Below are 26,923 nucleotides of genomic sequence, written 5' to 3' on the forward strand. Positions count from 1 at the left end.
TCGGTCACCTGGAACATGGGAGACGGCGGTCGACGAAACTGGAGAGGAGGTATTACGAGCTCCTGTGCGAATTGAAGGGAGCGCTCCCGCAAACTGCCTATTGACAACTTATAGGAGCGTCGGTTTTGTTTTTCTGTAAAGTAGCGTGCTCGGGTTCAGGCGATTTATCGTAGTAAACCGGCATAGTTTTGGACGTGGCGGCAATGTTGCGCAACAAGAATCACGATTTCTCCCGTACGGTGTAGTTGGAAGAACTGCGCGGGCGCATTGCGGCTGCGACGAGAGACGGGAGATGCGATGTATTGCACCAAGTGCGGAGCTCAGATACCCGATGGCTCCACGTTTTGCACAAGCTGCGGCGCTCGCGTGGGTGGAGTTGAGGACCAGGCGGAGCCCGTGGCGTTTCCAGTGGGGGACGCGCCGGCGTCCGCTCCTGTGGGACAGCAAACTCCTCAGGGTGCCCCGGTTCATATGGCGGCGCAGCCTCGTTATGAGGAGCCTATGACCGAGCCTGCCGAGGCCTCTCAGTCGTTTGTTCCGACGCCTCAGCCCAAGAAACCCAAGCACAAGGGCCGTATCGTCGCTGCCGTTATCGGCGGTGTTGCCGTTGTCGCCATTGTCGCCGCTATCGTGATCGTGCCGCGTATTGGCGCGTCGTCCGAGGTGACTTCGGGCGGCAAGGGCTACGTTGTCTGCGCGTGCGAGACTAAAGTGCTGCCCAAGAACAGCAAGGGCAAAAAGCTTAAGAGCTATACCGTTGAGCTGGCGCCGGTGTCCGGCAAGGGCAAGAGCTACACCATTAAGGTCGATGGCGAGGACGGCTTTGCTATGGAGGACTTTGGCGAGCTGCCCGACCAGAAGTACCAGATGACCATCACCTCGGGCAAGGGCAAAAAGAAGAGTACGACCACCATGAAGGTCGACTATACCAAGGAAGGTTCGGACGCCCCTAAGAGCGTTGAGCTCACGCAGTCCAAGAAGGAGGCCAAAGCCTCTGCCAAGGCAGCGGTCAAGACGGCAAACGAGCTGTTCACCGACAGGATTCTCGAGTACCAGAAAAAGTACGGCGAGGGTGAGGCTGTCGGGTTCGATGAATATGCGTATGGAGCCCAGGGTGTTGCTTACGCCAAGCTCATTGACTTTGATGGCGATGGTCAAGATGAACTGCTGATTGAGTATTCGGATGAGCCAGTGGACCGTGGGGATAACGCAGCCGCTGCGCATCTTGAGGTCTGGGCGTATAAGAATGGCGAGATTGAGAAGGTCTACACGCCAGAGGTAAACGTATCTCATCAGGAGGCGTGTGTGTCTGTCTGGCTTGATGAATACGAGGGCAAGATTGGTTTTTCGCAGTGGTATGACCATGGGACAGCAATTAAGCAAAGCGATCTCTCTGGCGAAAGTGGTCCTTCTGCTCACGAATACCAAGTTAAATTCATTGGCTACGACGGCAAGTCATTCAAAGCCATGACCGACCTTGTTGCCCCGAATGAAGTCGGTTCTGCCTCTTTGGGCGGTTTTGGTTTCTTGTATGCCGACGAGAGCTCGGTTAACAGCACCATTGGCACGGTGGCCACGACGCTGGAACAGCTGAAGTCGAAGGACTCTGACGATGCGCAGGCGAGCTACGAGGCCATCTCTGCCACGCAGGATGTCAGCTTTACGGCGCCGGTGGGCGAGGGTGCGCCTGATCCCGACGTTACGTGCCAGATTTCGGCTACGTGGACCTATCCTCAGGTAAAAGGCCAGGGTGTGGGTGTCGCCAAGTTCAACAAAGATATGATTCAGCTCGTCGCTGATGCGCTTGACGCGAGCAAGCAGGCGACGCCATATGATGAGAGCCATCGTGTGACCACGGTGTATTACGCTGAGATAGTCTCGATTGACGGGGATATCGCCTGTGTGCGTACCTACACCGATAGCTATCAGCCTCCGTATCGCTCGGAGCAGGCGACAAGGTCGGCATGCTATAACCTCAAGACAGGCGAGCAGGTTTCGCTCGAGGACTCGCTCGCACAGCACGGGCTCTCGTTTGACACCCTCAAGAGTGAGGCTAAACAGGCGATTAAGGCTGCGAAAACTAATATGTATTCTTCATACGCCAATAGCTACGAAGATGATGACAACTTTACCGAGGACCATTTCTACTACGACGGCAAAGGCTATGTTGTGGTGCTCGATACCGGTGTATTTGACTGCGACGCATGGGGTACACACGATCTGGTGGCACATGCTTTTGACTCGAGCTATTCCAGCGGCCAGGACGTGACCCCCGAGTATCCTCGCTATACGTACACTCTTAACGAGTAAGACGAGGCTGCAGAAAGTGAACTGAACAGTCCCCGGCAACGCCAATGTAGCGCCGCCGGGGACATTTTAATGCAAATTGGCTCCGAAATAAGCTATCTGGGCCAGTCGCGCCACGAAAAGCGCCCATCTACTACGTTTGCCAGGGTTGGACCGACCATGGAGCGTTTTTTAACAATGCGACAAGACGTTTACCTGCGGTTTTGTTAACACAAATATGGCTATGGTTGGCACCCTTGGGTTAAACGTAGTAGATGGGCGCATTTTTTGGTGCACGGCCCAAGAAGGGATCATTAGCCGCGCTGGAGGCCGAAGAGTTTGGCGTTGCGCTCGGCGACCATCATGTTGATATCGGCGATTTCCATCTCGCCGTCAATGTAGGGCTGGTAGGTGCCGTACGGGTCGCCGGCTCCCAAGCTGCAGCTGCCGCAGTTGTCGCAACTGCCGTTGCCGCAGCCAGCGAGCGCTAGCTTGATGATTTTCTCACGTTCGGCACGCGTCGTGTCCTTGATGAGCTTGCTTTTTGCCATGACGTATCCTCGATTCGCTTGTAACCGTCAGCCGCGCTTGTCTTGTAGATACCGGCGGGCTTTGCCCATCATAGGCTTTTGCGCGGGTAGAATGCATGGATAACTTGATGCTTACGGGCGACGGAAAGGAATCGTTGCATGGACCAGGATAAGACGACCGTAATGGGTGGCTACGGCTCCCCGCGGACGGGCAATGGCGCCGATGAGACCCGCGTCGTGCCGAATCCCGGCTACGCTGCCCCCGATACGACGCAGGCGTCGGCCGATCCCACGCGCGTTGTGAATTACGGAAACGCAGCGCAGGACCCGTATGGCGCCTCGTCGCAGAGCCCCTACGGCAACGCGGCGGCAGACCCCTATGATGACCTGCTGCAAAATCCCATTCCGCAACCTCAGCAGACGACATATATGCCGCGCACGGCACAACCGCGCTACGAGTCGCGCGACCGATATGCGCGCGAGCCGTATCGTGAGTATCCCAAGTCCATCCCCCAGTATGGCGAGGACGAGGAGAAGAAGCCTTCGCGTTCGTCGAGCGTGATCAAGAAGATCCTCATCGTGCTGGCGATCTTCTTTGCCTTGTCAGTTGTGTTTGCCATCGTGTCGGGCATGCTCAACAAGCGGGGCTCCACGACTGATACCACGGCCGAGCAGACCGAGACTACCCAGTCCGGCACCGTCGACCTGAGCGATATCCCGGGTCAGTACTGGTCCAACGCCAAGAAGCTCCTCAAGTCGCGCGGGGCCGATCTTTCGAATGCCGTGATTCTGACCGACGACGGCTCGACGCCCGTTGTCGATGCCAACTGGGTCGTGACGTCTGCCTACTATAACGACAACGGCAACCTCGAGATTCAGCTCACGCGCAAGGACAGCTCGTCGGGCAATGCGTCCGGCGACCAGGGCGGCGCGGACAGCTCGAGCTCCAACACGCTGGAGGATCTGAGCAACAAGGCGCAGGAGCTTGGGGACAAGGCCCAAGAGCTGGGTGACACGGCTCAGAATCTCGGCGATACCGCACAGAACCTGGGCGATATGGCAACGAACGCCTGGGACGCCCTGCAAAATGGCATTTCGGGCGCGCAGGGGAACTAGCGATCGAGCGGCTAGAGCCTTAGCGGTGCAAACAAAAACGGGGCGCAGGATCGCGTGACCGGGCGCATAGGCGCGTTGGTCGGCGGTCCTGCGTCCCGTTTTGTTGTCGATTACAGCTGCTCGGCTGGACGCTCGGGCGAGCTGAAGCCCGAGTCAAATGTGACGACGCACGAGGCGTCGGGCCGACGTTCGTGCACGATGCGCGTGACGAGCTCCAGCAGCTCCTCGTCGGATATGTCAAAGCCGTCGGGACGCACCAGGTCAAACGAAACGAACCCGTCGTGCTCGTGCAGGTCGTGGATGGAGAGCGCGGGATCGATTTGCGCTATGCCGCGCTTGACCCAGCCACGCAGGTCGTCGCCGGTGGTGGCGATGGGGTCGCAGTGCAGCGTGATACCGATGCCCATCTGATGCTTGATATCGTGCTCGATGGTGTCCAGAATCTCATGGTGCTCAAACGCATCGCCCTCGCCGGGCATTTCCACGTGTGCGCTAGCAAATTGCCGACCGGGGCCGTAGTCGTGCACCATCAGGTCGTGCGTGCCTAGGACCTGCGGATACGACATGATCTTGTCGCGGATTGCCTGGACGAGCTTGGGGTCGGGCGCTTGCCCCAACAGCGGGCTGATGGCGTCGCGCACCAGGCCCATGCCGCTGATGCAGATGAAGATGCCCACGCCCAGGCCCGCCCAGCCATCGAGGTCAAAGCCGGTCGTCTGCGAAATAAGCGCTGCGGCTAGGACCGAGGCCGAGGTAATGACGTCGTTTTTGGAATCCTGCGCCGTGGCGATAAGCGTCTCGGAATCGATGCGGTTGCCCAGCGTGCGATTGAACGCAGCCATCCAAAACTTGACGAGCATGGACAGGATAAGGGCTGCCATGGAGAGCGCCGAATACGCGGTGGGGGAGGGCTTGATGATCTTGGTGACCGACTCCAGGATCAGGTTGATGCCGACGGCGCAAACGAGAACGGCGACAAACAGCCCCGCTAGGTACTCGTAGCGGCCGTGGCCGTAGGGGTGCCCCTCGTCGGCCGGGCGGCTGGCAAGGCGGAATCCGAGCAGGCTCACGATGTTGCTCGAGGCGTCGGAAAGGTTGTTGAAGGCATCGGCGATAAGCGAGACGGAGCCCGCGAGCAGACCAGCTATGCCCTTGGCCAGGCACAGCGTGATGTTGAGCCCGATGCAGATGAGGCTTGCGGCAAAACCCGCATTGGTGCGGCAGGAGCTATCGACCGGCTCGCTTTCGCTGCCGGGAACAAGCATATGTACCAGCCGATTTACAAATAGCATGGCGTATCTCCTCGCATTCTTATTAAGGGGATAGTGTAGCTCGCACAGACGCAACGTGTACCGATGCTCAGAAAATGCAGCAATGGTCTGCCGGCGCTAACGGGCGCGAGGCGGAGGGGGGACGACTGCTCACGCCCGTTCGAGCTCACCGCGTCTTCCCGTCCGACCGAGTGCTCCATTTTGGGCCACATGGGTATGGGCACGTGCCGATTTGCTCGACATACTTAATGTCGACAGCCCTGTGCAAAGGAGGACGTTTCCATGGACGAGATGTTTGCCATTAAATGCCAAAACTGCGGCGGCCCCATGTATTCGCACCAGGCAAAGCGCAGCTTTGAGTGCGCTTATTGCGAAACGGTTATTCCGTGGCAAGCGGACGCCGGAGAGCCCAAGAGCGCCCTGGGTATCCGTCATACGCCGCTGACGGTGGTTGATGGGCTGCTCAAGCTCACACACGTTTCGCAGCTCGAGCGCCCGGAGGACCCGGACTGGTATTTCTTCAATTCGTACTGGCGCAATCAGTCGGTCCTGGAGCATCTGCTGTGGGAAGATCGCGGAACGGCGCAAGAGTTCCAAGATGCCACGCACGTGAGCATCCCGTGCCCCTTCTGCGGTGCATCCTTTGAGGGGTCATCGACTCAGCGCGTGTTTGAGTGCCCGTCATGCGGCAATAAGATCGGCGTTGCCGACCTGCTCAAGCCCGGTACGTTTAGCAAACGCCTGACCATGGGCGTGGGTGCCGAATACGTTCCCGAACAGGGCGTCCCCTGCGAAATCTCGCCTCAGCAGGCACGTGCCAACGCGCTGCAGCTGGTGCGCCAGTACCCCGACGCCTTTGCCGGGCACGACGTAGAAGACGCGATCCAAAATGACATGATGCTCTTCTATTTCCCCATGGCGCTGGCGGACCTGCGCATGATGGCGTCCTTCCCGGGCAAGGGCCTGAGCAAGGAGACCCTGGTGTATTACGAGGTGCTCGACTGGGCATATCCCAGGGCCAACTACCTGGATGTTCGCCTTATGGGCATTTTGGGGCCGTGGGACTTTGGCAAGGTTGGGCCGTTCGATCCCGCTATGCAGGAGGGCGACTTCCGCGTCGTTTCCGTCGATGCGTCTACCAAGGACCAGGTGGTCATTGATAAGCTGGCGCTCGATGTTGCCGGCAACGATGCCGAGGCGGTGCTGGGGCTCAATAAAAAGAGCATCCGCACGTGGGCGCGCAAGGCCCGCAAGCATAAGGACGGCCTGGTGATGGTGCCGGTCTACTTTGTCGATCGTCCGGCGACGGACAGCCGCGATGGCGAGCAGGTGCGCATTGCTGTAAATGGCCAGACGGGTCGCGCGGCAGCGGTGGTGTTTAGCGACAAGCGCGAGACGCATGTGGTGGCACCGCTCAATCCCAACGTGATGCTGTCGAGCGAAAGCACCGTGCACGCCACGCCCATCGAGGTCAAATACGTTAAATCGTCGTTCCTATACCAGATCGTGCGCCGAGGAGGCGGTGAGCAACCGCGGCAGGCGGCGGCAGCTGCCGAGGGTTCCTACCGAGAGGAAAAGTCCAAGCGCCGCGGTCTGCTGGGTGCGCTATTTGGGAAATAGGGAGTAGTGCTGGGGTGTCGGGCTGCATCACAAGGTCATTAGATGAATTTAAAAGTGCTGGGAACGTGCTACCATTGCCGATAGCCTTAATCTTGTAGAAGCGGAGGCCGGATTATGGGTTTTGCGGATCAGCAGCTTCAGATTCAGGTACCGTATTCTCCTGACGACACGTTTAATGCCTTGAAGGCAGTTATGGAAAAGCTGCCTAAAGTAAAAGTTGATAGCGCATCGCCCGCAACAAGAACAGTTGCAGCCGAGATTGGTATGAGCCTTTGGTCCTGGGGTGAAAATATCAGTATTTCGGTTGTTCCAGTTGAAGGCGGATCTGGCGTTACTGTCAACTCGTCATCTAAGGTCAGGACAAACGTATTAAACGGGGCAAAAATGCAAAGAATATTGCCGAGATAGTCGATGCCCTATCGAAGGAGCTCGAGCAGTATCCGCAGGTTTCACAGACTATTGAGACGCTGGTGGATAGTGGTGATGTAGTTGCAAGGCCCGAGAGACTTGCAGCGCTGCGTGATAGTGGAGTACTTACCGAGGAAGAGTTTGCTGCAGAAAAGGCGAAAATCCTTTCGTAATTAGACACGATGGTTGGATTTGCTTTCTGTTATTGAACTTGTTTATACCAGGCTGAAAACATCGTGTGGAATAAAAGTGCGCAGTAGCCTCGCCTTATACGGCAATAGGGACCTCTTTTGGGCGCCCTGCCTTTGGTGCGTCGGCGAGTCGTGCCTCGATGGAAGCTTTTGACACCATGCGCTTGGTGCCGTCCTTCCATGAATCCAACATTCCTGCATTTATCAGTTGCGATACCCGTGCTGAGCTAACACCGAGCATACGCGCGGCATCCGCTGCGGTGACGGCGGGGATGTCGCCGAGTTCGCGACTGACGGCCACGGCGATAATCTTGCCACCGTGCTGCGGCTCGTGGCCAAAGTCCGGCGCAGGCAGGTCGACGCCGCCCATTAGGTGGTCATCGACCATGCATGCGAGAAAATCAGCGGCGCTTTCGACAGCGTCGTTTAGGTCGGAGCCAAACGTTCCTCCTCCGCCCAGCGAGCCACATGGCACAGCGTCGACAACGCCGTCCGAATCAAAGAACTCGAATTCCCATACGTAAACCATGTAAGACCTCCTCCGATGCCGGCGATTTGAGGAACATCCTAAGAGCCCACCAAGCGCATCGAACATCTTTATTGTCTTTAGTTTAAAGCCTCGTGCGGACACGATTTTGGTGCTCTGCGCACGACCGCGAAAAGGGTTTGCGGTGGCCAAAATGTGGTCATAGAGATGGTTTTATCGAACTCCATGGGGGTGGCGCGCGTGGATAACAACACGTTGCTGTTTCACGATAAGGGCGCCGGCGTTTTCAAGGGAATAAGCATCTATCCCAATCGCATCGAGGCGGTCGTGAAGAACGACTTCTTCGGTACCCATACCAAGATCGTCTACCTCAAGGATATTACGGGTGTCAACAGGGTCAAGGGTAAGCGCGTGCTCCTCCGTAATAGGTTGCTGACCGCCTGTTCCTACAGGCTGAGCAGTCACTCCCAGGCTCAGGAATTTGTGAACGTGCTGAACATGGTGATGTGACCGGGCACTTTCGAACACAAAAAACCGGGATGCAAGGAGTCGCACCTTGCATCCCGGCTGAGCTAAAACGGCGCTGCTGCATGCCGTTGGAGCTTTAGCGCTTGATCTCGATATCGTCGAGCTTGACGTCCATGGCCTCGGTCTTGGCCTCGGCGATGTCATCGGCAAATTCCAGGGACTTCATCATGGTCTCGACGGCGTCCTTGTGCTCCTCGACGTTGTCGATGCTCACGTAAACGCTGCCGCCGCCTGCTTCGGTGAAGTACTCAGTCGTCACGCCGCCCGAGTGTGTATAGGAAGCGTTGCGCCAAGTCTTGCCGTTGTACTTGACGGGGTCATTCTCGGTCCACTCAAAGTTGGCCTTCCATTTGGCCTCGTAGTCGAACAGCTCGTCGGCGTTCTTGTCGGAGTCGAAGACAGGGATGAAGCGATCGCTGGCGTGCTCGCTCTCGGTGAACTTAAACTGGGCCCTGTCGGCGGTGTCGCCTGCGACGTCGGTGATCTCGACGCCCTCGGGGACCTCGACCTTAAACCAAATGAAGTCGGTCCTCATATCCACGGCTGGCTTTTCTGCTCCGCCGCCACCGCCACTGCCGGTAGCGCCACCGCTTCCGCCACAACCCACCAGGGCAACCGCGGCAAAGAGACTGATGCAGAGGGTGAGAATCGCAAAGGCCTTCTTTTTCATGGTCGTGTCCTCCTCGATCTGTAACCGCCCATGGATTACCTGCCTTTACTGTACGCGCGAGCGGCTCGTTCGGGTGGGCCATGTGTCCCATTCTGGGGGCCGGATTTGCGCCGACAAGTGGCAATATGCCCGGGCGTAAAAGAGGGGAGGGCCGGCCGATCCGATCCTCCCCTGGCTGGGCGTCCGATCATTTAATGACTGCGCATGCGATGCTGCGTGCGAGCCCCTAATGCTTGATCTCGATGCTCGAAATCTCGACTTCGCGTGCCTCGGCAACTGCCTTCGCCATGTCATCGGGAAACTCGATGGAGTTGAGGAGCGCCTCGGCTTCTTTCTTATGCAGATCGAAGTTCGAGATGAGGACGTAGACGCTTCCCGGCTCAACGTCGGTAAAGAGGAGGGTTGAGACGCCGCTGTTGTCCTCGTACGTTCCGACGAGCCACGTCCTGCCGTTATACTCGACGGACCCGCCATCCTTCCACTGGAACGTATCACCTTTCTTTTCTGCCTGGTCGGCGTGGGATTCCTCTGCCGTCAGCGCTTTTTTCCAAACGGGGATAAAGCGATCGGCCGAACTATTCTCGTCTTCGGGGAAGGTGAGCTGGACCCTGTCGGCATTCTTGCCGGCGGAGTCGCTTACGCCAACGCCCTCGGGCATCTCGACCTTAAACCAGATAAAGTCGGTCTTCTTGGCGACGGGAGCCTTTTCCTTGCCCTCGCTCTTGGATGCGCTGCTGCCCCCGCCTCCGCTTGACGCACTTCCGCCGCAGCCGACAAGGGCAAATGCGGCAAAGAGGGCGATGCAAAGGGAAAGGATCGATAGGGTCTTTTTCTTCATGGTGGCGTCCTCCTTGTCTGCCGATGACATCACGGCGCCGCGGGTTGTTGGAGCCGTTGGTGTATGTTGCTATTCGCAAGCGTGACGGATGTCGTTGTGTGTGGTGCGGCGATACCTCCGTTCTTAGTTTTCGGCCGTTGCGCGGCCGTGCCCCAACGGGTTCCTTACTTATAGATATGCCCCAGCTTGTGCTGCCCGGGAGTCTCGAAAGGTGGGCCATGTGTCCCATGTTTGGGGCAGGCGCATGGGACGGCACGGCTCGGCATCGGCTTTTTCATGTTGCGCAACAGCGCCCTGGGTGGGGGCGTATAGACTTGGCTGTGACAAAAGCTAAACCACGAAAGGTCGAACGATGTTCTGTCAAAAATGCGGACAGCAAGTTCCCGATGGATCGACGTTTTGCACGCATTGCGGGGCGTCGCTTGCGGGTGGCTCCGCGCCGACGCCTACGGGCGCTGGTCCTTCCTCTGCCCCGGGCCTGACCCAGTCGATGCCGCCGGTCGCGCCTGCGCCTCAAAAGCCCAAGAGCAAGGCGCCGGTCATTATCGCTGTGGCATGTGCTGTTGTGGTTCTCATCGGTGGCGGCACGGTGTTTGCGCTCACGATGCTTAACGGGTCCAAGAGCTCTGACACGCAGATTTCGGTGATCGATACTGGGTCTTCGGACGAGAAAGATTCTTCTGCTAAGAAGAAGGATGACAAGTCCAAGGCCAAGGAGTCTTCGTCGTCGGATGACGAGGCCGTTCCCGAGGACGAACCGGCATACTACGGCTCGGGCGATTCGGACGATTACCTGACCGACGTGCATACGTACACGAACGACATGCATCCTTATAGCATGTCGATTCCCAACCGTTTTGAGATGGAAGATACTCCCAGCGGCAGCAGCACAAGGTACGAGGATCCGGAGACGGGTTTTGTGATCAGCCTGTCTGGCTACGTCAACATTAACGACGAAACTGCACACGAGATGTTTGTCGATGAGGACACCTCGGGCAAGGCCGACCTCTATACCGCGGAGGGCGACAACTGGTACGTGGTTTCGTGGCGCGAGGGCGACATGATTACGTACACAAAGACGATTGTCACGGATTCGACGGTCGCCACGGCGTCTCTGGAATACTCGACCGCGAACAGCGACATGGGGTCGAAGATTATCGACACGCTGCTGCCGACATTCCAGGTGGACTAGGCATCCGTGCCTATAACCGGCAATCGGAAACGCCGATAGCCAGAGCTCCTGATCTGTTACCGCCTATGGATTACCCGCCTTTACTGTACGCGCAAGTGACTCGTAAGGGTGGGCCATGTGCCCCGTGTTTGGTGCGGTGGGGCGGAGCGTGGCCGGGGCTGCGAATCTTGACGACGGACGCAGCCGGTTAGTCATCGTGGGTGCCTCGCCACAGCTTTTTGTGCAAAAAGGGGTCCGCACCTTTTGCGGTGCGGACCCCTTTGCGTTGCAACAAGTTGCTGCGGCGTGTTTCGAAGTTGAAATTACTTGCGAACCTTAGACACGACAGCGCTGGCGACAAAGCAGGCGATTGCCATGATGCCCATAGCAGCGACGATGTTGGCGGAGGCGTCACCCGTGTTGGGCAGAGCCTGCTTGTTTGCCTTGGTCTTATTTGCAGGCTTGCCGGCAGGCTTGTTGTCGGAAGGCTTGGGCGCGGGCTCGTCCTTCTTCCACTGGGCGTAGAGCGTCACAGGAGCGGAAAGCTCAACCGTAGCATCCGCGGCATAGCTTGTGCCGGAGCCATTCTTTGCGGTGTTCCAGCCCACGAAGGAGTGGCCCTTGCGCACCGGCTGCTCGGCCGTAACCTCGGCTTCGGTGACGCACTTAACGGGTGCGAATTCGGCAGCCTGCTCATCCTCGGAGCCGTTCAGGTCGTAGGAGAGATCGTAGGCCTTCTCCACGAAATCAGGCTTGACGAAGCCGCAGTACTTGCACTTAGGGGTCCCCGTGCGAGTCCAAGTACCGGCATTGTCAGAGGCCCACTCGGTGTAGGCGACATCGTAGGCGTTGTCATGCTCGCCGTCGGTGTAGCTGTGGGTTTTCTTCTCGCCTTTGAACGTCTCGCCTTTTTTGGACCACACGAGAGTGCCGTCAATCTTGACATCGGTACGGCCGGTGTTGTTGCCCGACTTGCCACCAAAGCCAAAGAGCTGCGAGCAGGTGGTCCTGTCGCGCGCAGCCGTGACGGTATTATTGCCAGTAATGTTGAGGATGAACTTGTGGTCCCCCATAAGAGAGTCGTTGATATTCAACGCCTGCTTGTCTTTGTCGCCATTCGAGTTGAACGTGCAATTATTCACGTTAACGGTGATGTCCTGCGTGCTGGCTTCTCTGTAGACGTTGATGACCTTACCGGTTGCGTTAAAGGTGCAGGTGTCAAACGTCATGACCGGCGAGCTGTAGGTCCACAGGGAATAGTCTCCATCAGGGGCGTTGAACGTAGTGCTGTTGAACTCAGCGGAGGTGTAGCCCCAGTAGAACGTCTTGCCGTTAATGACACAATGGTCAACGACAGTCTTATTGGCGCGGATGAAGCCAAGGTAGTCTGCGTTGCCGGAACGCAGCGTCATCTTCTCGAACGTTACAGTGCCGGCGCCATCGAAGGAATAGTCGCCGTTGTACTCGGTGCCAAAGTTGGCGGGATCGGGCACGAGTGCGCCGATGTTCCATGCGGTTTTATCGTTTCCCTGGCCCACAAAGGTGAGGTCCTTGTCCTTGGTGTGGCCCACGGAGCTCACGCCGTAGAGGGTGTAGTTCACCTCGCCGAGCTTGATGGTGTCGCCGCTTTCCGCCTCGGCGGTGGCGGTGGCAAGATCGTTGTAGCTTGCACCGGTGCGGGCATTGGTGATCGTGCTGGTAGCGCCGTCTGCAAAAGCAGGCGACGCGAGGCCTATCAAGACAAACGCAGCGGTAACAAACGCAGCGATCGCACGATATGCCGTTCTGGTTAACGACTTCATGCTGACACTCCTTTTATTCCGGTTTTAGCCAACATATATAGTTTAGATTCTGTAAATTTTTTTCCGAGCGTGTTAAAAATTAGATTGCCGATAAGTTATAACCACACAGTAAAAACACAGGAATTTGTAAAATGTTGCAAGTGTTTTTGCAACAAAATTGCGTCAGCGACAGCATTTTGGGCGGTTGCAACGCTCCCGCCTCTTGGGTGGATCGCTTGCCGACTGCGCGACGGTGCCACTTTAGGTGGAATTTTCTATTGCCGGCAATCGAAAACGGCGATAGCCGAGGCTCCTGACAGCCGCTTTCTTATGGGTTAGACTGGGCTTCGAAAAATCCGATGAATGGGACAACTGCCTCCTGGCATCGTTGCCCCATTTTTATTTTGGCGTGTTATGGCCTCGACTGCCGGCACGCCAGATAGAGGTGTTTCGATGAGCCAAGAGATGATGGATAAAACCTGTCGCGGTTTTGCCGAGGCGTTGGCTGCACGCGAGCCGGTTCCCGGCGGCGGCAGCGCCAGCGCGTTTGTGGGAGCGCTGGGTGCCTCGCTGTGCGGGATGGTTGCTCGCTATGGCGCGACGAACCCCACGCTTGCCGATCGCGCAGGCGATCTGACGCGTGCATTTGCCCAAGCGGATGAGTTAGCGCAGGAGCTTGTGGGTCTGGTCGCCGAGGATGTTCGCGCCTACGGGCAGGTGTCGGCAGCGTATGGTATTCCGCGTGAGGACCCGACGCGTGCGGCTGCAATTCAGGATGCGTTGCACGTGGCCGCCATGCCGCCATATCGGATCATGGATGCCTGCGGGCGCGCGCTGGCGCTGCTCGAGGACATGGCCGATAAGGGCTCGCGCCAGTTGCTGTCCGATGTGGCCTGCGGTGCCGTGTTCTGCCGCGCCGCCATGCAGGGCGCGAGCTTGACGCTCTTTGCGAACACCACGTCTATGAAAGACCGGGCACGCGCCGAAGAGCTCGAGGCGGCGTGCGATGAACTGTTGGATACGTGGCTGCCGCGCGCCGATGCGCTGGCGCGCCGCGCTGCTGACGCCGCAAGGAAGAGGGGATAGCCATGGCAGAACTGCTGAAGGGTGCTCCCGTTGCCCGTGCTTTGACCGAGGAGCTCGCTGCTCGCTGCGCGGCTTTGCGTGAGCGCGGCGTTGTTCCGACGCTTGCTATCGTGCGCGTGGGCGAGCGCGAGGACGACCTATCCTACGAGCGCGGTGCCCTCAAGCGCTGCGAGAAGGTTGGCATTGAGGCTCGCCGCGTATTGCTTCCCTCCGATGTTTCGCAGGATGAGCTGCTGGCGGCCATCGAGGGCATCAATGCCGACCCTGCTGTTCACGGCTGCCTGCTGTTCCGCCCGTTGCCCGCTGGGCTTGACGAGGATGCAGTTGCCGCGGCACTCGATCCCGTCAAGGACGTTGATTCCATGACGCCGGCCTCGCTGCTTACCACGCTTTCGGGGCGAGGCGAGGGCTTTGCCCCCTGTACGGCCGAGGCCGTGCTGGCTTTGCTGGACCATTATGGCGTGGAACTGGATGGGGCAAAGGTCGCAGTCGTCGGTCGATCGCTGGTGATTGGCCGTCCCGTTGCCGCCATGCTTACGACCCGCAATGCCACAGTGACGACGTGTCATACGCATACGCGCGACTTGGCTGCCGAGTGCCGTTCTGCCGACATTGTTGTTGCTGCGGTTGGACGTGCGCGCACGATTGGCGCGGATGCGGTTCGCGAGGGCCAGACAACCATCGATGTGGGCATTAACTGGGACGAGGCCGCCGGCAAGCTGGTCGGCGACGTCGATTTTGATGCTACGGAGCCGATCGTTAACGCCATCACGCCCGTGCCGGGCGGCGTGGGGGCTGTAACGACAGTGGTTCTTGCCAAACACGTGATTGAGGCGGCGGAGCGCGCATCGAAATAGGCGTTTTGGGCTGTTTGAGGGGGTTAGACATATACCACGTGGGCAAAAAACGCCAAATATAAGTACTGTTGCCAAGATAGTCACATATGTTTTAGGTCATTTTAGCTCTCTATCGGTATTTATTATCGATAGAGAGCCTATTTTATTGGACTTATGAGGAATTACTTTGTCAAGCTTTTGAACAAATGTAGATTATCGACACCTGCATTCGCTTAAATTGCTGCTACTAAATTTGTGACAGTACTCATATTTGGCATTTTTTGACCACAGGGATCTCGAGGGGCTCGAGGGGTCGCGGTTTCGCCCTTTTTGCTCCGAAGCGATACACTGTTGCCGTTTGATTTCTTCGCTCAAGGAGGATGCGCATGCCGTGCACAACGATTTTGGTTGGTAAGAACGCGAGCTACGACGGGTCGACGCTTGTCGCCCGCAATGAGGACTCGTCCAACGGGGTGTTTGAGCCCAAGCGCATGCGCGTGGTACATCCCGACGAGCAGCCGCGCGTCTACACGAGTGTCCTGAGCCACCTGTCCATTGAGCTGCCCGACAACCCCATGCGTTACACAAGCGTCCCCGACGTTGTCCCGGGTCATGGCATTTGGGCCGAGGCCGGCTTCAACGAGCTCAATGTTGGCATGTCCGCAACCGAGACGCTCACCACCAACGAGCGCGTCCGCGGCGCCGATCCGCTCGTGGACTACGTGCCCGCCAAGGGCAACGAGGGCGAGGAAGGCTATGTTCCGGCGCAGCCCGGCGGTCTGGGTGAGGAGGACATGGTGACCCTGGTGCTGCCGTATGCCAAGTCCGCCCGCGACGGCGTGCGTATCCTGGGCGACCTCCTCGAGCGCTATGGCACCTATGAGAACAATGGCATTGCCTTTAGCGACGTTGACGAGATCTGGTGGCTCGAGACCATCGGCGGCCACCACTGGATCGCCAAGCGCGTGCCCGATGACGCCTATGTGACCATGCCTAACCAGCTGGGCATCGACAGCTTTGACCTGGACGACGCCGAGGGCGCCCAGGCCGACCACATGTGCTCTGCCGACCTGCGCACCTGGATGGCCGAGTGGCATCTGGACCTGACGCTGGGCGTCGAGGGCGACGGTCCGGCGACGGTCTTTAATCCGCGCGAGGCCTTTGGCTCGCACAGCGACAGCGACCATGTCTACAACACGCCGCGCGCCTGGTACATGCAGCGCTGCCTCAACCCAAGCGATGTGTGGGACGGTCCCGAGGCCGACTACACGCCCGAGAGCGACGACATCCCCTGGAGCCGCGTGCCCGAGCGCAAGGTGACCATCGAAGATATCAAGTACGTGCTTTCGAGCCACTACCAGGGCACGGAGTACGACTGCTACGGCAGCAAGGGCACGCCCGCCACGCGCGGCGCCTATCGTCCTATCGGCATCAACCGCAACAGCCAGCTCGCCGTGCTGCAGCTGCGTCCCTATGCGCAGCCTGCGTATCGCGCCGTGCAGTGGATGGCGTTTGGCTCCAACTCGTTTAACGCGCTCGTGCCGCTGTACGCCAACGTCGAGACCATGCCCGAGTACTATGCCAACACGCAGGCTCGCGTGACGTCCGAGAATTTCTATTGGGCAAATCGCCTGATCGGTGCCTTGGCCGATGTTCGCTTCCATGAGTGTGGTCGCGCGGTCGAGGACTATCAGGAGAAGGTCGGCGGCATGGGCCACAAGCAGATTCACGACGTTGACGCTGCCGCAGCCGCGCTGCCCGAGGCCGAGGTGCCCGCCGAGCTCGCCCGCGCCAACGAGGCCTTTGCCGAGCTCGTACGCGTGGAGACCGATACTCTGTTGGGCAAGGTGCTCTACACCACGAGCTGTGCCATGAAGAACTCCTTCGCGATGAACGATAACGTAAGGTAGAGTCGAACTTGCAACGAGCGAGCGGGGCAAACGCCGTCAAAGGCTTTGCCCCGCTCGATTCCTATCTTGGCGGTAAAACGATTTTGTGTCGTTCGCCCAATCTTGGGTACAAGAAGGCCAATGCAATTGTTCATGATTGGAGTCAACCATGGTTATGAAACTCGATCAGCTTGTTAACGGTGCCATCAACGTGGGCTTCGGTGCCGCCGCCGTTGCCGTCGAGGGCGGCAAGAAGGTTCTCGACGACCTCGGTACCAAGGGTGAGCAGGTCCGCAAGGATGCCGGCACCCCCGATATCGCCCGCAGTGTATCCGACATGTTCGAGCAGGCCGGCGGCACCATCTCCGACCTGACCGAGCGCCTGGGCATGCAGGGCGAGACTGCGGCACAGCGCGTGCTCGACGAGCTCATCCTGGCCCGCGTCCGCGTTATGACCGGCCCCGAGCGCACGGCCTTCCTGGCCCATGTGCGCGACATCGTCGATTCGGTCGAGGACAACGTGACCTCGGTGCCCGTCGAGTCTGTTGAGCCCGACGACGCAGAGGACGCCGAAGAGGCCGAGTAGCAGCGCAGATGGCAGATTCCACCACCGATTACAACAATCTAGATCCCTTGGGCGACGAGACGGCGGTTGTCGATGAGGTCGAGGCCGCCGTCTCGGGCGCTCGCAAGAAGCCGCGCGCTGTCGATATGGTCCCCGAGGAGCCCGACGCGATGGCGCCGGACGAGGAATACCAGCTCACGCCGGCGGGTCGTCGCGAACGCATCGGGCAAATCGTTCGCCTGGTCAAAAAGTACCGCGTATGGGATAACCTCACGCCGGTGCGCCTACGCCGCCTGCTCGAAGAGCTCGGCCCCATGTTCGTCAAGATGGGGCAGATTCTGGCTAACCGCTCCGAGATTTTGCCGCAGCGGTTTTGCGACGAGCTCCGTCGCCTGCGCTCCGACGTAGAGCCGGTGCCGTATGAGGTAGTGCTCCGCTGTCTGGAAGAGGAATACGGCCAGCGCCTGGGGCAGATGTTCGACGCGATTGACCCCAACCCGCTCGGAAGCGCGTCGCTCGCGCAGGTACACCGTGCCCGCCTGGTGACCGGCGAGGACGTGGCCGTTAAGGTGCAGCGCCCCGGCGCGCAGCAGGTGATGGCTCAGGACATCGACATCATCCGTTCGGTGGTGCGCATCGTTTCCAAGTTCGTCAATACTGATCAGTTTGTGGACCTGCACGGCGTGGTCGAGGAGCTGTGGACCTCGTTTCGCGAGGAGACCAACTTTTTGGCCGAGGCCAAAAACCTCAATGATTTCTATGAGTTCCACAAAAGCGTGCATGGCGTGACGTGCCCTAAATCCTATCTGGACCTGTGCACCGAGCACGTGGTGGTCATGGATTACGTTGACGGCATTTCGATCGCCGATCCTGAACGCCTGGTGGCCGAGGGCTATGACCTGGAAAAAATCGGCTCGGCGATTGTCGAGGACTATTCGACGCAGGTGCTCGATGATGGCTTTTTCCATGCCGACCCGCATGCGGGAAACATCATTCTCAAGGACGGCGTCGTTTACTTTATTGACCTGGGCATGGTCGGGCGCATGTCGAGTCACGACCGCGGTATCGTCAAAGATATGATCTTTGCCGTGGCCGAGGGCGACGTGCCCAAGCTCAAGGATTCGCTCATGCGCTTTGCCGTGACGCGCGGCGATTCTGCCGAGCTCGACCATTCGGCCTTTTTGTCCGACTTGGACTTTATCGTCGCCGACTTTGCGGGTCTTGACCTTAAGGATCTTGATATCGGCGAGTTTTTGACCTCGCTGCTAAATTTGGCGCGCAAAAACGACGTTGAGCTGCCGAGCGTGGTGACGATGTTCGCGCGCGGCATGGTGACGCTCGAGGGTCTGCTGACCGAGTACATGCCCAACGTCAACATGATCCAGATCATCCAGACGCACATCAAAAACGAGAAGAGCGCCTATGCACGCGTCCGCGAAATGGGGCGCGATCTTGCCGCGAGCAGCTATCGCGCGGCAAAAGGCTCGCTCGAGGCGGCCGAGTATCTGGGCTTGGCGTCGCGCATGCTCACGCGCGGCCAGCTTAAGGTAAACACACAGATCATGAGCAGCGATAAGGCGCTGCGACAGCTGGGTGGAATTATCGACCGCATGTCGATGGCAATTGTGATCGCTGGTCTGTTTATCGGTTCGTCGGTGGTGTACTACGCGCGCATCGAGCCGGTTGTGTTCGGTATCCCGGTTATTGGCTTTATGGGCTACGTGAGCGCGCTAGTGCTGGCGCTGATGCTGGGCCGCGAGATCTGGCGCAACAGCCACGGCGGCAAGCGTTAACGATTTCCCGGGGTCGGGGGAAACGGGTTATTTTGCCTCGCGTCGCGCCGGCGTGGGCTGGTCCGAACAAAACTATGCCGGTTTACGGGGCTGGAGTGCCGAACCTCGAGCATACCGAAATTCGCGCCTTTAAAACCGCAGGTAGATGAGTCGTAGGTTTTTAAAAATGACGGGTATGGTTGCGAGGTGCTGATTCAGCGCCGTAATCCGGCATAGTTTTGAAACGAATCGGGTTTAAAGGCCCGATGGCGTCCTTTCCTATCGCAAACCATAGCTTTTACCTTGGGCTTCGCCTGTGTGCGGGGCCCTTTTGCGTGCTACCATATCGACAGCAATAATCGATGGCCTAGATGGTGGTGCGGAGACGCACGAATGCGCGGTTTTCCTGCGTGTTTGGGAGAATCGGGGTGCAAGTCCCCGGCTGTACCAGTAACCGTAATTCCTCTTGGCCCGGGATGGTCACGTCGCAGATCGGACGGCGCGCCCGGGTCGGTAAGGTTAAGTCGGATCGCCTCCCATCTTGCACGCGACCGTGGCGCATGCCGCCGGTACGCGTTGGGCTCTGGAGGGAAGGGGGACCCCGATGGGGGTACTCGAGCGCAACTTGCGCGATGACGTGGGGCAGCCGCTGGGCAATGCTCCAAGTTCAGACAATAGGAGACAAATGGATATGTTTGAAGACGAGCGCCAGCGCGCCTCGTGGCGTCGCCATGGAGCGATTGCCCGTGGCGTAGCCAAGCGCGGTCTGGTGGCGTTCCTGGCTTTTGCCATGGCTTTTGGCACCACGCCGGCGCAACTTTGGGCCGAGGGCGCCGAGGGCATTGCCGAGGCCGTGGCGCAGGCTGCGACGGGCGGCGACGGCGCGACGGCCGACGAGGGCACTGTTGCCGACACCGACGCGAACGGTGCTGCGGCGAGCGCTGCTGCCGATGGCGTCGGCGCAGATCAGGGCGCAACTGCGAGTGCCGCGAATGGTGCTGACACCGCCGCAGACAACGCGACTGAGTCCGAGAGCTCTCCCGCGGTGCCTGCTGCCTCGGAGCAGAAGAACGCCGTTGCCGCCGCTTCTGCCACGACGCTTTCGAGCGAGGCCAAGGTCTATATCCAGGACGCCAAGGATAAGGACAACTCGTATTCCACGAAGTCTGGTGCGCTCAGCGCGGGCGATACACTCTGGGCAAATATGTTCGATGAGGTCGAGGACGACTGGTACGGCACTTCGACTGAGTCCGTTGCCAATCCCGGCACCTGGACTTACACCTGGCTCGCCGGCACGACCAGGGCCAGCGGCAATGTCGCCGACTACACCGAGGTCGTAGGCCACGAGCAGTCGCTCACCGTTACCGACGCTATGGTGGGCAAGTACTTCATCTGCAAGGTTACGGCAGACGGCAAGGACTACTATGGTCCCGCTGCGTACGGCTCGGGCATCAACGCTAATTACATCCCCGGTCCCGTGCTGGGCGTCGGCCAGATGGAGCTTAACAGCGTCAAGCTGAATAACGACACGCCGAGCATAGGCGATACCCTGACGGCGACTCCGTACATAAGCTATTATCAGCAAGCCCCCGCCGATGCCAAGGTCACCTACACGTGGTCCGCATCCACCTCGCAGTACTCGGGCTTTACCAAGATCGAGGGCGAGACGGGCGCTACGCTCGTGGTGGGCGACGACCTCGAGGGTAAGTACATTAAGGTCGAGGCCACTGCCGGCGTCAACACGGTGAGCAAGACCACTTCCAGTAAGGTCAAACAGGCCGGTGCGGTCGAGATTTCGGCCGTGTCCATTATCAACACCAAGGACAACACGAGCGTCTTTGCGGTGGGGGATACCGCTAAGGCTCGCGCCAAGGAGAAGGGCGGTGCGTCCGGCGCGTTCGTCGACGCGAGCAAGCTCAACTATCAGTGGCAGTGCTCTGACACCAAGAGTGGCACGTATACCGACATTGCGGGCGCCACGGGTGAGACCCTCGAGCTGACCGACGCTTTGGGCGGCAAGTACCTCAAGTGCAAGGTGTCTTCGAAGATCGGCTCTTATAGCTTGACCAACTCGACGGGCGCTCTCGTTGCGGCTACCGGTTCAATTAATATCACCAAAGCGTCCATGAGCCCCTCCTCGGGCAAAGTCGAGGTTGGTTCCACGATCACGGCGACCGCCACGGCGGGTTCCACCGACGTTACCACCGATTCGCATGTCACGTGGCAGTGGTATAAGGGCACCTCGAACACCGCAAGCTCGTGCAACACGCCTATCGAGGGTGAGACCGGCAACACACTGACAGTGACCGCTGCCCTTAAGGGCTACTACGTCGTGGCCAAGGCCAACGGCGGTTACGGTGAGCAGAGGCCTAACGGCTATTATGCGGCGGGTCCTGTTTCCGTTGCGGGTCAAGTGGAGCTTTACGACGTGCAGTTTGAGGGCTCTCCTGCCACCAACGGCGTGCACGTGGGCGATAAGCTCAAGACTAAGGTGCGCAAAAAGGACGGTTCGCGCTACAGCTATATCGACCGCACCGATAATGTGACCTACCAGTGGCAGTATGCAAATAGCAGCTCGAGCTCCGACTCCGCTTACACCGATATCCCCGGTGCCACCGAGGCCGCCTATACCGTTGACGCTGCCTATGCCGGTAAGTATCTGCGCGTGAAGGTGACGAGCGAAAACACCGTTTCCAGCACGCAGAAGAAGAGCTCATACGGCCAGACTGTTGCCCCTCTCGGCCCCGTGACGCTCAAGGGTCAGTACAAGCTGGCGGGCATTGAGCTTGCCGATAAGAACGTTACGCTGAGCGTGGGTTCAAAGATTACGCCGAGCGCGCAGGTTCCGGGCAGCTGGTCGGGCTCGACCAAGGACGTGCCCGACGATGCCGAGCTCACCATGGCGTGGTATGCCAAGGGCGAGGGCGATGCCGATTGGACCGAGCTTACCGACGGCATCGATACGACCGATGGCAGCCTGACTATTTCGGACGCGCTTGTTGGCAAGCGCATCAAAGTTACGGCGAGCGCCCTCGACAACACCGTTGAGTGGGTTTCGCCCGATAGCGTCACCGCGGCGGGGGAGTATAACCTGCTGCGCGTGACAACTACGCCGCAGATCAATAGCGATTCGACCCATCTCGTCTCGGGCGATAGCGTTAAGGCGACGGCGCAGGCCAAGCGCGCCGACGGTTCGACCACCAACGGCATCGACGTTACCGGCCAGGCGACTGTTGCCTGGTATGCGGCGGACGATGCGAAGGCTCCCGCGGCCGACTGGACGCTTCTGTCCGATATGTCGGGCGCCACGGCAACGGTTTCGGCTTCTGCCGCGGGCAAGTATCTGAAGGCTGTCGCCAAGAGCGGCAGCTCGACGGTCGAGCTCGTCTCCGCCAACAAGGTTATTGCCGCGGGCTCGCTTGAGGCTGCAGTCCAAAAGCTCAACAATGCTAACAAGCAGATCGCTGTTGATTACAGCACCAAGGGCGGCAACGTCAACGATGTTCTGAAGGCGCAGCTTGCCGACCTGGGCTTTACCGACGTTGACGTTAAGGTCTCCGAGGGCGGCGTTACCTTTAATGCCGAGGATGCTAAGGCCACGGTCGGCATCTCCGACGCTCAGGATAAGACCAACGGCGATGTGACGTTCTTCTACATCGACCCCAACGACTACACCGGTTACAACATCGACGGTCTGCGTAGCGCCGAGGTCGTGTTTGAGCTGTCGCGTGGCGACGAAACCGAATACTATCAGCCCAGCAAGACAGTGCAGGTTGCTTGGGACGAAGCCCGCGTTCAGCAGATGCTCGACGATGCCGCCGAGCAAATTGCCATAGGCTACGCTTCGGGCGATTCGGCCGAGTCCGTCACGTCGAATCTCACGCTTCCGTACCGCGCAGGCTCCAAGAGCAAGTTCGAGGTTGAATGGAAGAGCTCCGACGGCGATGTCATTTGGCCGTCCGGTTATGGCTGGGACGACTACACCGGCAAGGTGACGCGCGTCTCGAGCGATCGCGCCGTTACTCTGACCGCGACGGTTTCGTTTGTGAGCGGCGGCCCGTCTGACGTTAAGGGCTCGCACGACTTCACCGTAACCGTCAAGGGCGATCCCGAGAAGGTCGCCGCCGACAAGAAGGCGCTCCAGGAGAAGGTCGATGCGGCCTTTACCTACGACAACATCAAGTACTCCGGCACCGACACGGTCGCCAACAAGGATGGCTTGACCGCCGATCTGCAGATGCCGCGCACGAGCACGCTCAATATCGACGGCAAGTATTACGAGGTCAAGTACTCTGCCAGCACCGATGACATTACGTTCAACGGCTACAAGGGCACGGTCTACCAGCCGCTGCCTGGCACCGAGGCAGCGAAGACCAAGGTCACCCTTACGGTGACCGATAAGTCCAACGCCGAGGTCACGGCAAGCAAGACCCTCGATTTTGCGATTGCCCCGCAGGACCAGAACGAGCTCGATGCCGAGCTGTCCCTTATGGAGCAAGCCAAGGCTGGCTACGCTGCTGCCATCCTTAACGGTCAGGATGCCGCTGCTGTTACCGGTGACATGCACGCGTTCCAGAAGGCCTATCTTGATGCCGACGGCAACCTTGCCTGGAGCTACAACAAGGCAACGACCGATTCGACGTCCCTTGGTATTGTTCCGGTTGACCTGCCTGGCTATGACGCGATGTCCGGGCAGGATTGGCGTCTGTTTAAGTCGAGCAACAGCTCTATTGTCTCCGCAGAGAATCTCAAGGTCACGCAGCCGCAGTACAACACGAAGGTTGTCGTTTCCTCGCGCCTGACGAGCGAGAAGTACGCTCGCTATGCCGAGCGCTATCCCGACAATGCCACGTATGCCAAGCTTGCCAACCAGGACGTATCGGCAACGTTGACGGTTGTGGGCACGAGTGGTCAAAACAGCCCCGAGGTCACAGCGACGTGCTCGGTTATTGGCGTCGACGCTAAGGGCAAGCAGCAGACGTGGGCTGCCGCTTCGCAGTACACGCTTAAGAACGGCTCGACTGCCGCCGATCTTTCCGAGGAGCTCTTTAAGCAGGCCGGCCTCAAGGCCGACTATGACCCCAACGGCTCTTGGGGCTGGGTGCTCAATTCCATTACGTCGCCTTTCGAGCCGAATCGTACTCTTGCATACGACCATGCTACGGGCGCCTATTGGCAGCTGTTCATCAACGGCGTCGCTGCATCGGTGGGCGCTGGCAACCACAAGCTCGAGGCGGGCGACTCTGTCGTCTGGTGCTACTCGAAGTACGGTGACGCTGCGCCCACCGACCGGCTTTCCGTAAGCTGCACCGTTATCGGCCAGGACGCTTCGGGTGCTCAGCAGACGTGGGCGCAACCTACGACCTCGCTGGTGGAAGAGGGCGCAACTGCCGCCGATCTTTCCGAGCAGGTCTTTAAGCAGGCCGGTATTGGCGCCGACGTCCAAACCGGTTCGTATGGTTGGTTCCTCAATTCGCTGACTTCCCCGTTCAATAAGAACGTGACACTTTCGACCGTACAGGTTAACGAAAGCACCTGGAAGTCCTGGCAGTTCTTCGTTAACGGCAAGATGGCCAATGTCGGCGCCGGCAACTACACGCTCAAGGCCGGCGATGAGATTGCCTGGGTCTATGGTTCCGATGGCACCATGCCCGGTCAGGTTTCTGTCTCGATGGAGATCATCGGCAAGAAGGACGATAAGGCACAGCGCTGGACCGATCCTTCGAAGCAGGTGTTTGTTGGGGGCACGACGATCAAGGACGCCACTGCCGCCTACTTCGATGCCTTGGGCATCAAGTCCGAGATGTACGATCAGCTGGGCTATTGGGGCGTTCACAGCCTTGTCTCTCCGCTTGACGGCACTAAGTTGGCCGGCGCTTGGTCGTACTTTGTTAACGGTGTTCCCGGATCTCAGCTCGATGGTGACTACGTTGTCAAATCGGGCGACACGATCGTCTGGGCTTATGCTGCTGGCGATACGGTTCCCAATCCCGACGAGGTCGTCGTCAATCCGAGCGCCCCGCGTCCGTCCGGTTGGAAGTCCGATTGGGATGGCAAGTCCAATGCGGCGGTCGAGAACGTTTCGACGCCTACGGGTGCGCTAGCGAGCTCTTGGACGTTCGATTGGAAGGCGTATTCTGGTTCGGCGTATCCCAACGCGAGTGAACCTATCGTCGTGAACGGCAACGTGTATCTTGCCGTCAACAAGCGTCTGCTAAAGATTGACGCCGAGTCGGGCAAGGTCCTTGCCGAGTCGAATCTTAAGAAAGCGGTCGGTTACACCTCGCGCCCGATTTATGCGAACGGTTTGGTTATCGTTCCGCTTGACGGCGGTGCGGTCCAGGCCCTGACGGCTGACGCGCTCACAACGGTTTGGGTCACTGACTCTGTGAGCGAGATTGCCCAGTCGAATTCTCAGCTGACGGTTGATGGCAATTACCTCTATGTCGGCACCGTTGATGTCGACTATGGAACGAGTACGTACAATAACGGTCATCTGACGCGTATTAATATCCTGACCGGCGCTGTTTCTTGGCAGCATGTTAATGCTGATGAGGGCTATTACTGGACAGGCGCGACGGTGGGCGATGACTATGTCTTGGTTCCCACCAGTGCTGGTACCGTCGAGATGCTCAGCAAGTCAACGGGTGATGTGCTCGGCAGCGTTTCGGTTGGAGCGATTGTCAACTCCACCTGCGTGCTTTCGGATGATGGCAGCCATGCCTATCTGATCTCGCGCGACGGCAAGCTGCACGTGTTGGCGATTTCTGATGGCGACTCACGCGATGCGGATGCCGCTTCGCGTATTACCGAGGAGCGCGTAGTTGACCTTGGCCTTACCGGCTGCGCGTGTGTGCCTACGACGTATGATGGCAAGCTGATCGTTGGCGGCGAGGTTGCTGGCGGCTCTGCGCTAGCGATTGTTGATCCGGCCAACGACTTTGCCAAGACGCTGGTTTCGTCTGCCGATGGCTCTGCGCTTCCTACAGGTGGCATCAAGGGCGCTCCGCTGGTGAGTGTCCAGGGCGAAGACGCGTATGTCTACTTCACGGTTAACTACGGCGAGAGCCCTGATTTCGTTAACTACACCTCGGGCGGTGGCGTATATCGTTACAAGTTGGGTGACGCTGGGGCTTCTGGTGTGTTTAGCGCAACAGGCCACAACAACTACTGTGACTCGCCAATCGCTTGTGATGCCCAGGGCAACTTGTACTACATCAACGACTCTGGCACGCTGTTCAAGCTGAATGCTGGCGTTAAGGTTTCGTTTAGCGCTGGCGAGGGGTCCAAGGTCGATTTTCAGACTACGGCCGCCAACGGCTCTATCGCCAAGCCTGCCGATCCGACACGCGAGGGCTACACCTTCGCTGGTTGGTATACCGACGAGGCTTGTACGGAGGCGTATGACTTTAGCGCTGCGGTGACGGCCGATATGACGCTGTATGCCAAGTGGGTCAAGAATGCCGTTAACCCTGGCGGTAACGGTGGCTCTGGCTCCAATGGTGGCTCGGGTAATGCCGGTGCTGGTTCTGGCTCCGGTAACGGCACAAACGGCCAGCAGACTGGCGGTGCTGTTGCTCCGGGCCAAAAGCCGGTGTCCACCACGACCAAGACCGAGACCAAGGACGGCAAGGATTCCAAGAAGGATTCCGACAAGTCCGACAAGAAGGACAGCGAGAAGTCTGATAAGAAGTCCAGCAAGTCCGGCTCCAAGTCCGATACGGGCGCGGCCGCCGCGACTACCGCTAAGAAGTCCGCTGAGGCTCCCACGCAGCAGTCTGGCTTCAATCCGCTTGCCATCGTCGGCGTTGCGGCTGGCGTGATCGGTCTTGCCGTCATCGGCGTGTTCGTATTCACCAAGCGTCGGTAGGTGAGGGC

The 26,923-nt window shown here is 58.8% G+C and carries 18 protein-coding genes; 12 read left to right on the forward strand and 6 right to left on the reverse strand.

Translation table 11 applies throughout. The annotated features are described in order from the left end of the window. The first annotated feature begins 297 nt into the window (after positions 1-297). A complete protein-coding gene (locus AAA138_RS06200; RefSeq protein ID WP_349090013.1) occupies positions 298-2,310 on the forward strand; it encodes a zinc ribbon domain-containing protein in 2,013 nt (670 codons plus the stop codon). Between the two features lie 290 nt (positions 2,311-2,600). Here the strand turns inward: AAA138_RS06200 and AAA138_RS06205 are convergent, their stop codons facing one another. Next, positions 2,601-2,837 (reverse strand): hypothetical protein, encoded by a 237-nt coding sequence (locus tag AAA138_RS06205; protein ID WP_349090014.1) that lies wholly within the window; start codon positions 2,835-2,837, stop codon positions 2,601-2,603. A 138-nt stretch (positions 2,838-2,975) separates the two neighbouring features. On the opposite strand from AAA138_RS06205, the gene AAA138_RS06210 reads away from it, so the two are divergent. Beyond that, the gene (locus AAA138_RS06210; protein WP_349090015.1) at positions 2,976-3,932 is read left to right on the forward strand and encodes a hypothetical protein; all 957 of its coding nucleotides are present in this window, start codon (positions 2,976-2,978) and stop codon (positions 3,930-3,932) included. Between the two features lie 110 nt (positions 3,933-4,042). Here the strand turns inward: AAA138_RS06210 and AAA138_RS06215 are convergent, their stop codons facing one another. Next, positions 4,043-5,224, reverse strand: a complete 1,182-nt coding sequence (locus AAA138_RS06215; RefSeq protein ID WP_349090016.1) for a cation diffusion facilitator family transporter — start codon at positions 5,222-5,224, stop codon at positions 4,043-4,045. A 261-nt stretch (positions 5,225-5,485) separates the two neighbouring features. On the opposite strand from AAA138_RS06215, the gene AAA138_RS06220 reads away from it, so the two are divergent. Both AAA138_RS06220 and AAA138_RS06225 read left to right on the forward strand, forming a co-directional pair. After that, complete coding sequence (locus AAA138_RS06220; RefSeq protein ID WP_349090017.1) at positions 5,486-6,823, forward strand: hypothetical protein; 1,338 nt, start codon at positions 5,486-5,488, stop codon at positions 6,821-6,823. Between the two features lie 114 nt (positions 6,824-6,937). Continuing rightward, positions 6,938-7,231, forward strand: a complete 294-nt coding sequence (locus AAA138_RS06225) for a hypothetical protein (protein WP_349090019.1) — start codon at positions 6,938-6,940, stop codon at positions 7,229-7,231. 267 nt (positions 7,232-7,498) lie between these two features. Here the strand turns inward: AAA138_RS06225 and AAA138_RS06230 are convergent, their stop codons facing one another. Further along, the gene (locus AAA138_RS06230) at positions 7,499-7,951 is read right to left on the reverse strand and encodes a helix-turn-helix domain-containing protein (protein ID WP_349090020.1); all 453 of its coding nucleotides are present in this window, start codon (positions 7,949-7,951) and stop codon (positions 7,499-7,501) included. 198 nt (positions 7,952-8,149) lie between these two features. On the opposite strand from AAA138_RS06230, the gene AAA138_RS06235 reads away from it, so the two are divergent. After that, positions 8,150-8,419 carry a hypothetical protein gene (locus AAA138_RS06235; protein WP_349090021.1) on the forward strand — a complete coding sequence of 90 codons (270 nt, stop codon included), beginning with the start codon at positions 8,150-8,152 and terminating at the stop codon, positions 8,417-8,419. 94 nt (positions 8,420-8,513) lie between these two features. Here the strand turns inward: AAA138_RS06235 and AAA138_RS06240 are convergent, their stop codons facing one another. Both AAA138_RS06240 and AAA138_RS06245 read right to left on the reverse strand, forming a co-directional pair. Beyond that, entirely contained in the window at positions 8,514-9,107 is a 594-nt protein-coding gene (locus AAA138_RS06240; RefSeq protein WP_349090023.1) for a hypothetical protein, read from the reverse strand. Positions 9,108-9,333: 226 nt separating this feature from the next. Continuing rightward, positions 9,334-9,945, reverse strand: coding sequence for a hypothetical protein (locus AAA138_RS06245; protein ID WP_349090024.1), 612 nt, complete (start codon positions 9,943-9,945; stop codon positions 9,334-9,336). A 352-nt stretch (positions 9,946-10,297) separates the two neighbouring features. On the opposite strand from AAA138_RS06245, the gene AAA138_RS06250 reads away from it, so the two are divergent. After that, a complete protein-coding gene (locus AAA138_RS06250; protein WP_349090025.1) occupies positions 10,298-11,137 on the forward strand; it encodes a zinc-ribbon domain-containing protein in 840 nt (279 codons plus the stop codon). Positions 11,138-11,439: 302 nt separating this feature from the next. Here AAA138_RS06250 and AAA138_RS06255 read toward each other — a convergent pair whose 3' ends face one another. Further along, a complete protein-coding gene (locus tag AAA138_RS06255) occupies positions 11,440-12,918 on the reverse strand; it encodes an InlB B-repeat-containing protein (protein ID WP_349090026.1) in 1,479 nt (492 codons plus the stop codon). Positions 12,919-13,350: 432 nt separating this feature from the next. On the opposite strand from AAA138_RS06255, the gene AAA138_RS06260 reads away from it, so the two are divergent. The 6 genes from AAA138_RS06260 (at position 13,351) to AAA138_RS06285 (ending at position 26,915) form a co-directional block, all read left to right on the forward strand. Further along, positions 13,351-13,983, forward strand: coding sequence for a cyclodeaminase/cyclohydrolase family protein (locus AAA138_RS06260; protein WP_349090028.1), 633 nt, complete (start codon positions 13,351-13,353; stop codon positions 13,981-13,983). A 2-nt stretch (positions 13,984-13,985) separates the two neighbouring features. Next, positions 13,986-14,840 (forward strand): tetrahydrofolate dehydrogenase/cyclohydrolase catalytic domain-containing protein, encoded by an 855-nt coding sequence (locus AAA138_RS06265; protein ID WP_349090029.1) that lies wholly within the window; start codon positions 13,986-13,988, stop codon positions 14,838-14,840. A gap of 365 nt (positions 14,841-15,205) precedes the next feature. Beyond that, a complete protein-coding gene (locus AAA138_RS06270; RefSeq protein WP_349090031.1) occupies positions 15,206-16,729 on the forward strand; it encodes a C69 family dipeptidase in 1,524 nt (507 codons plus the stop codon). A 148-nt stretch (positions 16,730-16,877) separates the two neighbouring features. Next, complete coding sequence (locus tag AAA138_RS06275) at positions 16,878-17,294, forward strand: hypothetical protein (protein WP_349090033.1); 417 nt, start codon at positions 16,878-16,880, stop codon at positions 17,292-17,294. An 8-nt stretch (positions 17,295-17,302) separates the two neighbouring features. Further along, entirely contained in the window at positions 17,303-19,066 is a 1,764-nt protein-coding gene (locus AAA138_RS06280) for an AarF/UbiB family protein (protein WP_349090034.1), read from the forward strand. 664 nt (positions 19,067-19,730) lie between these two features. Further along, positions 19,731-26,915 (forward strand): DUF4430 domain-containing protein, encoded by a 7,185-nt coding sequence (locus AAA138_RS06285; RefSeq protein WP_349090036.1) that lies wholly within the window; start codon positions 19,731-19,733, stop codon positions 26,913-26,915. Positions 26,916-26,923: the final 8 nt, after the last annotated feature.

Source organism: Collinsella sp. CLA-JM-H32B, assembly GCF_040098065.1.
GTDB lineage: Bacteria > Actinomycetota > Coriobacteriia > Coriobacteriales > Coriobacteriaceae > Collinsella.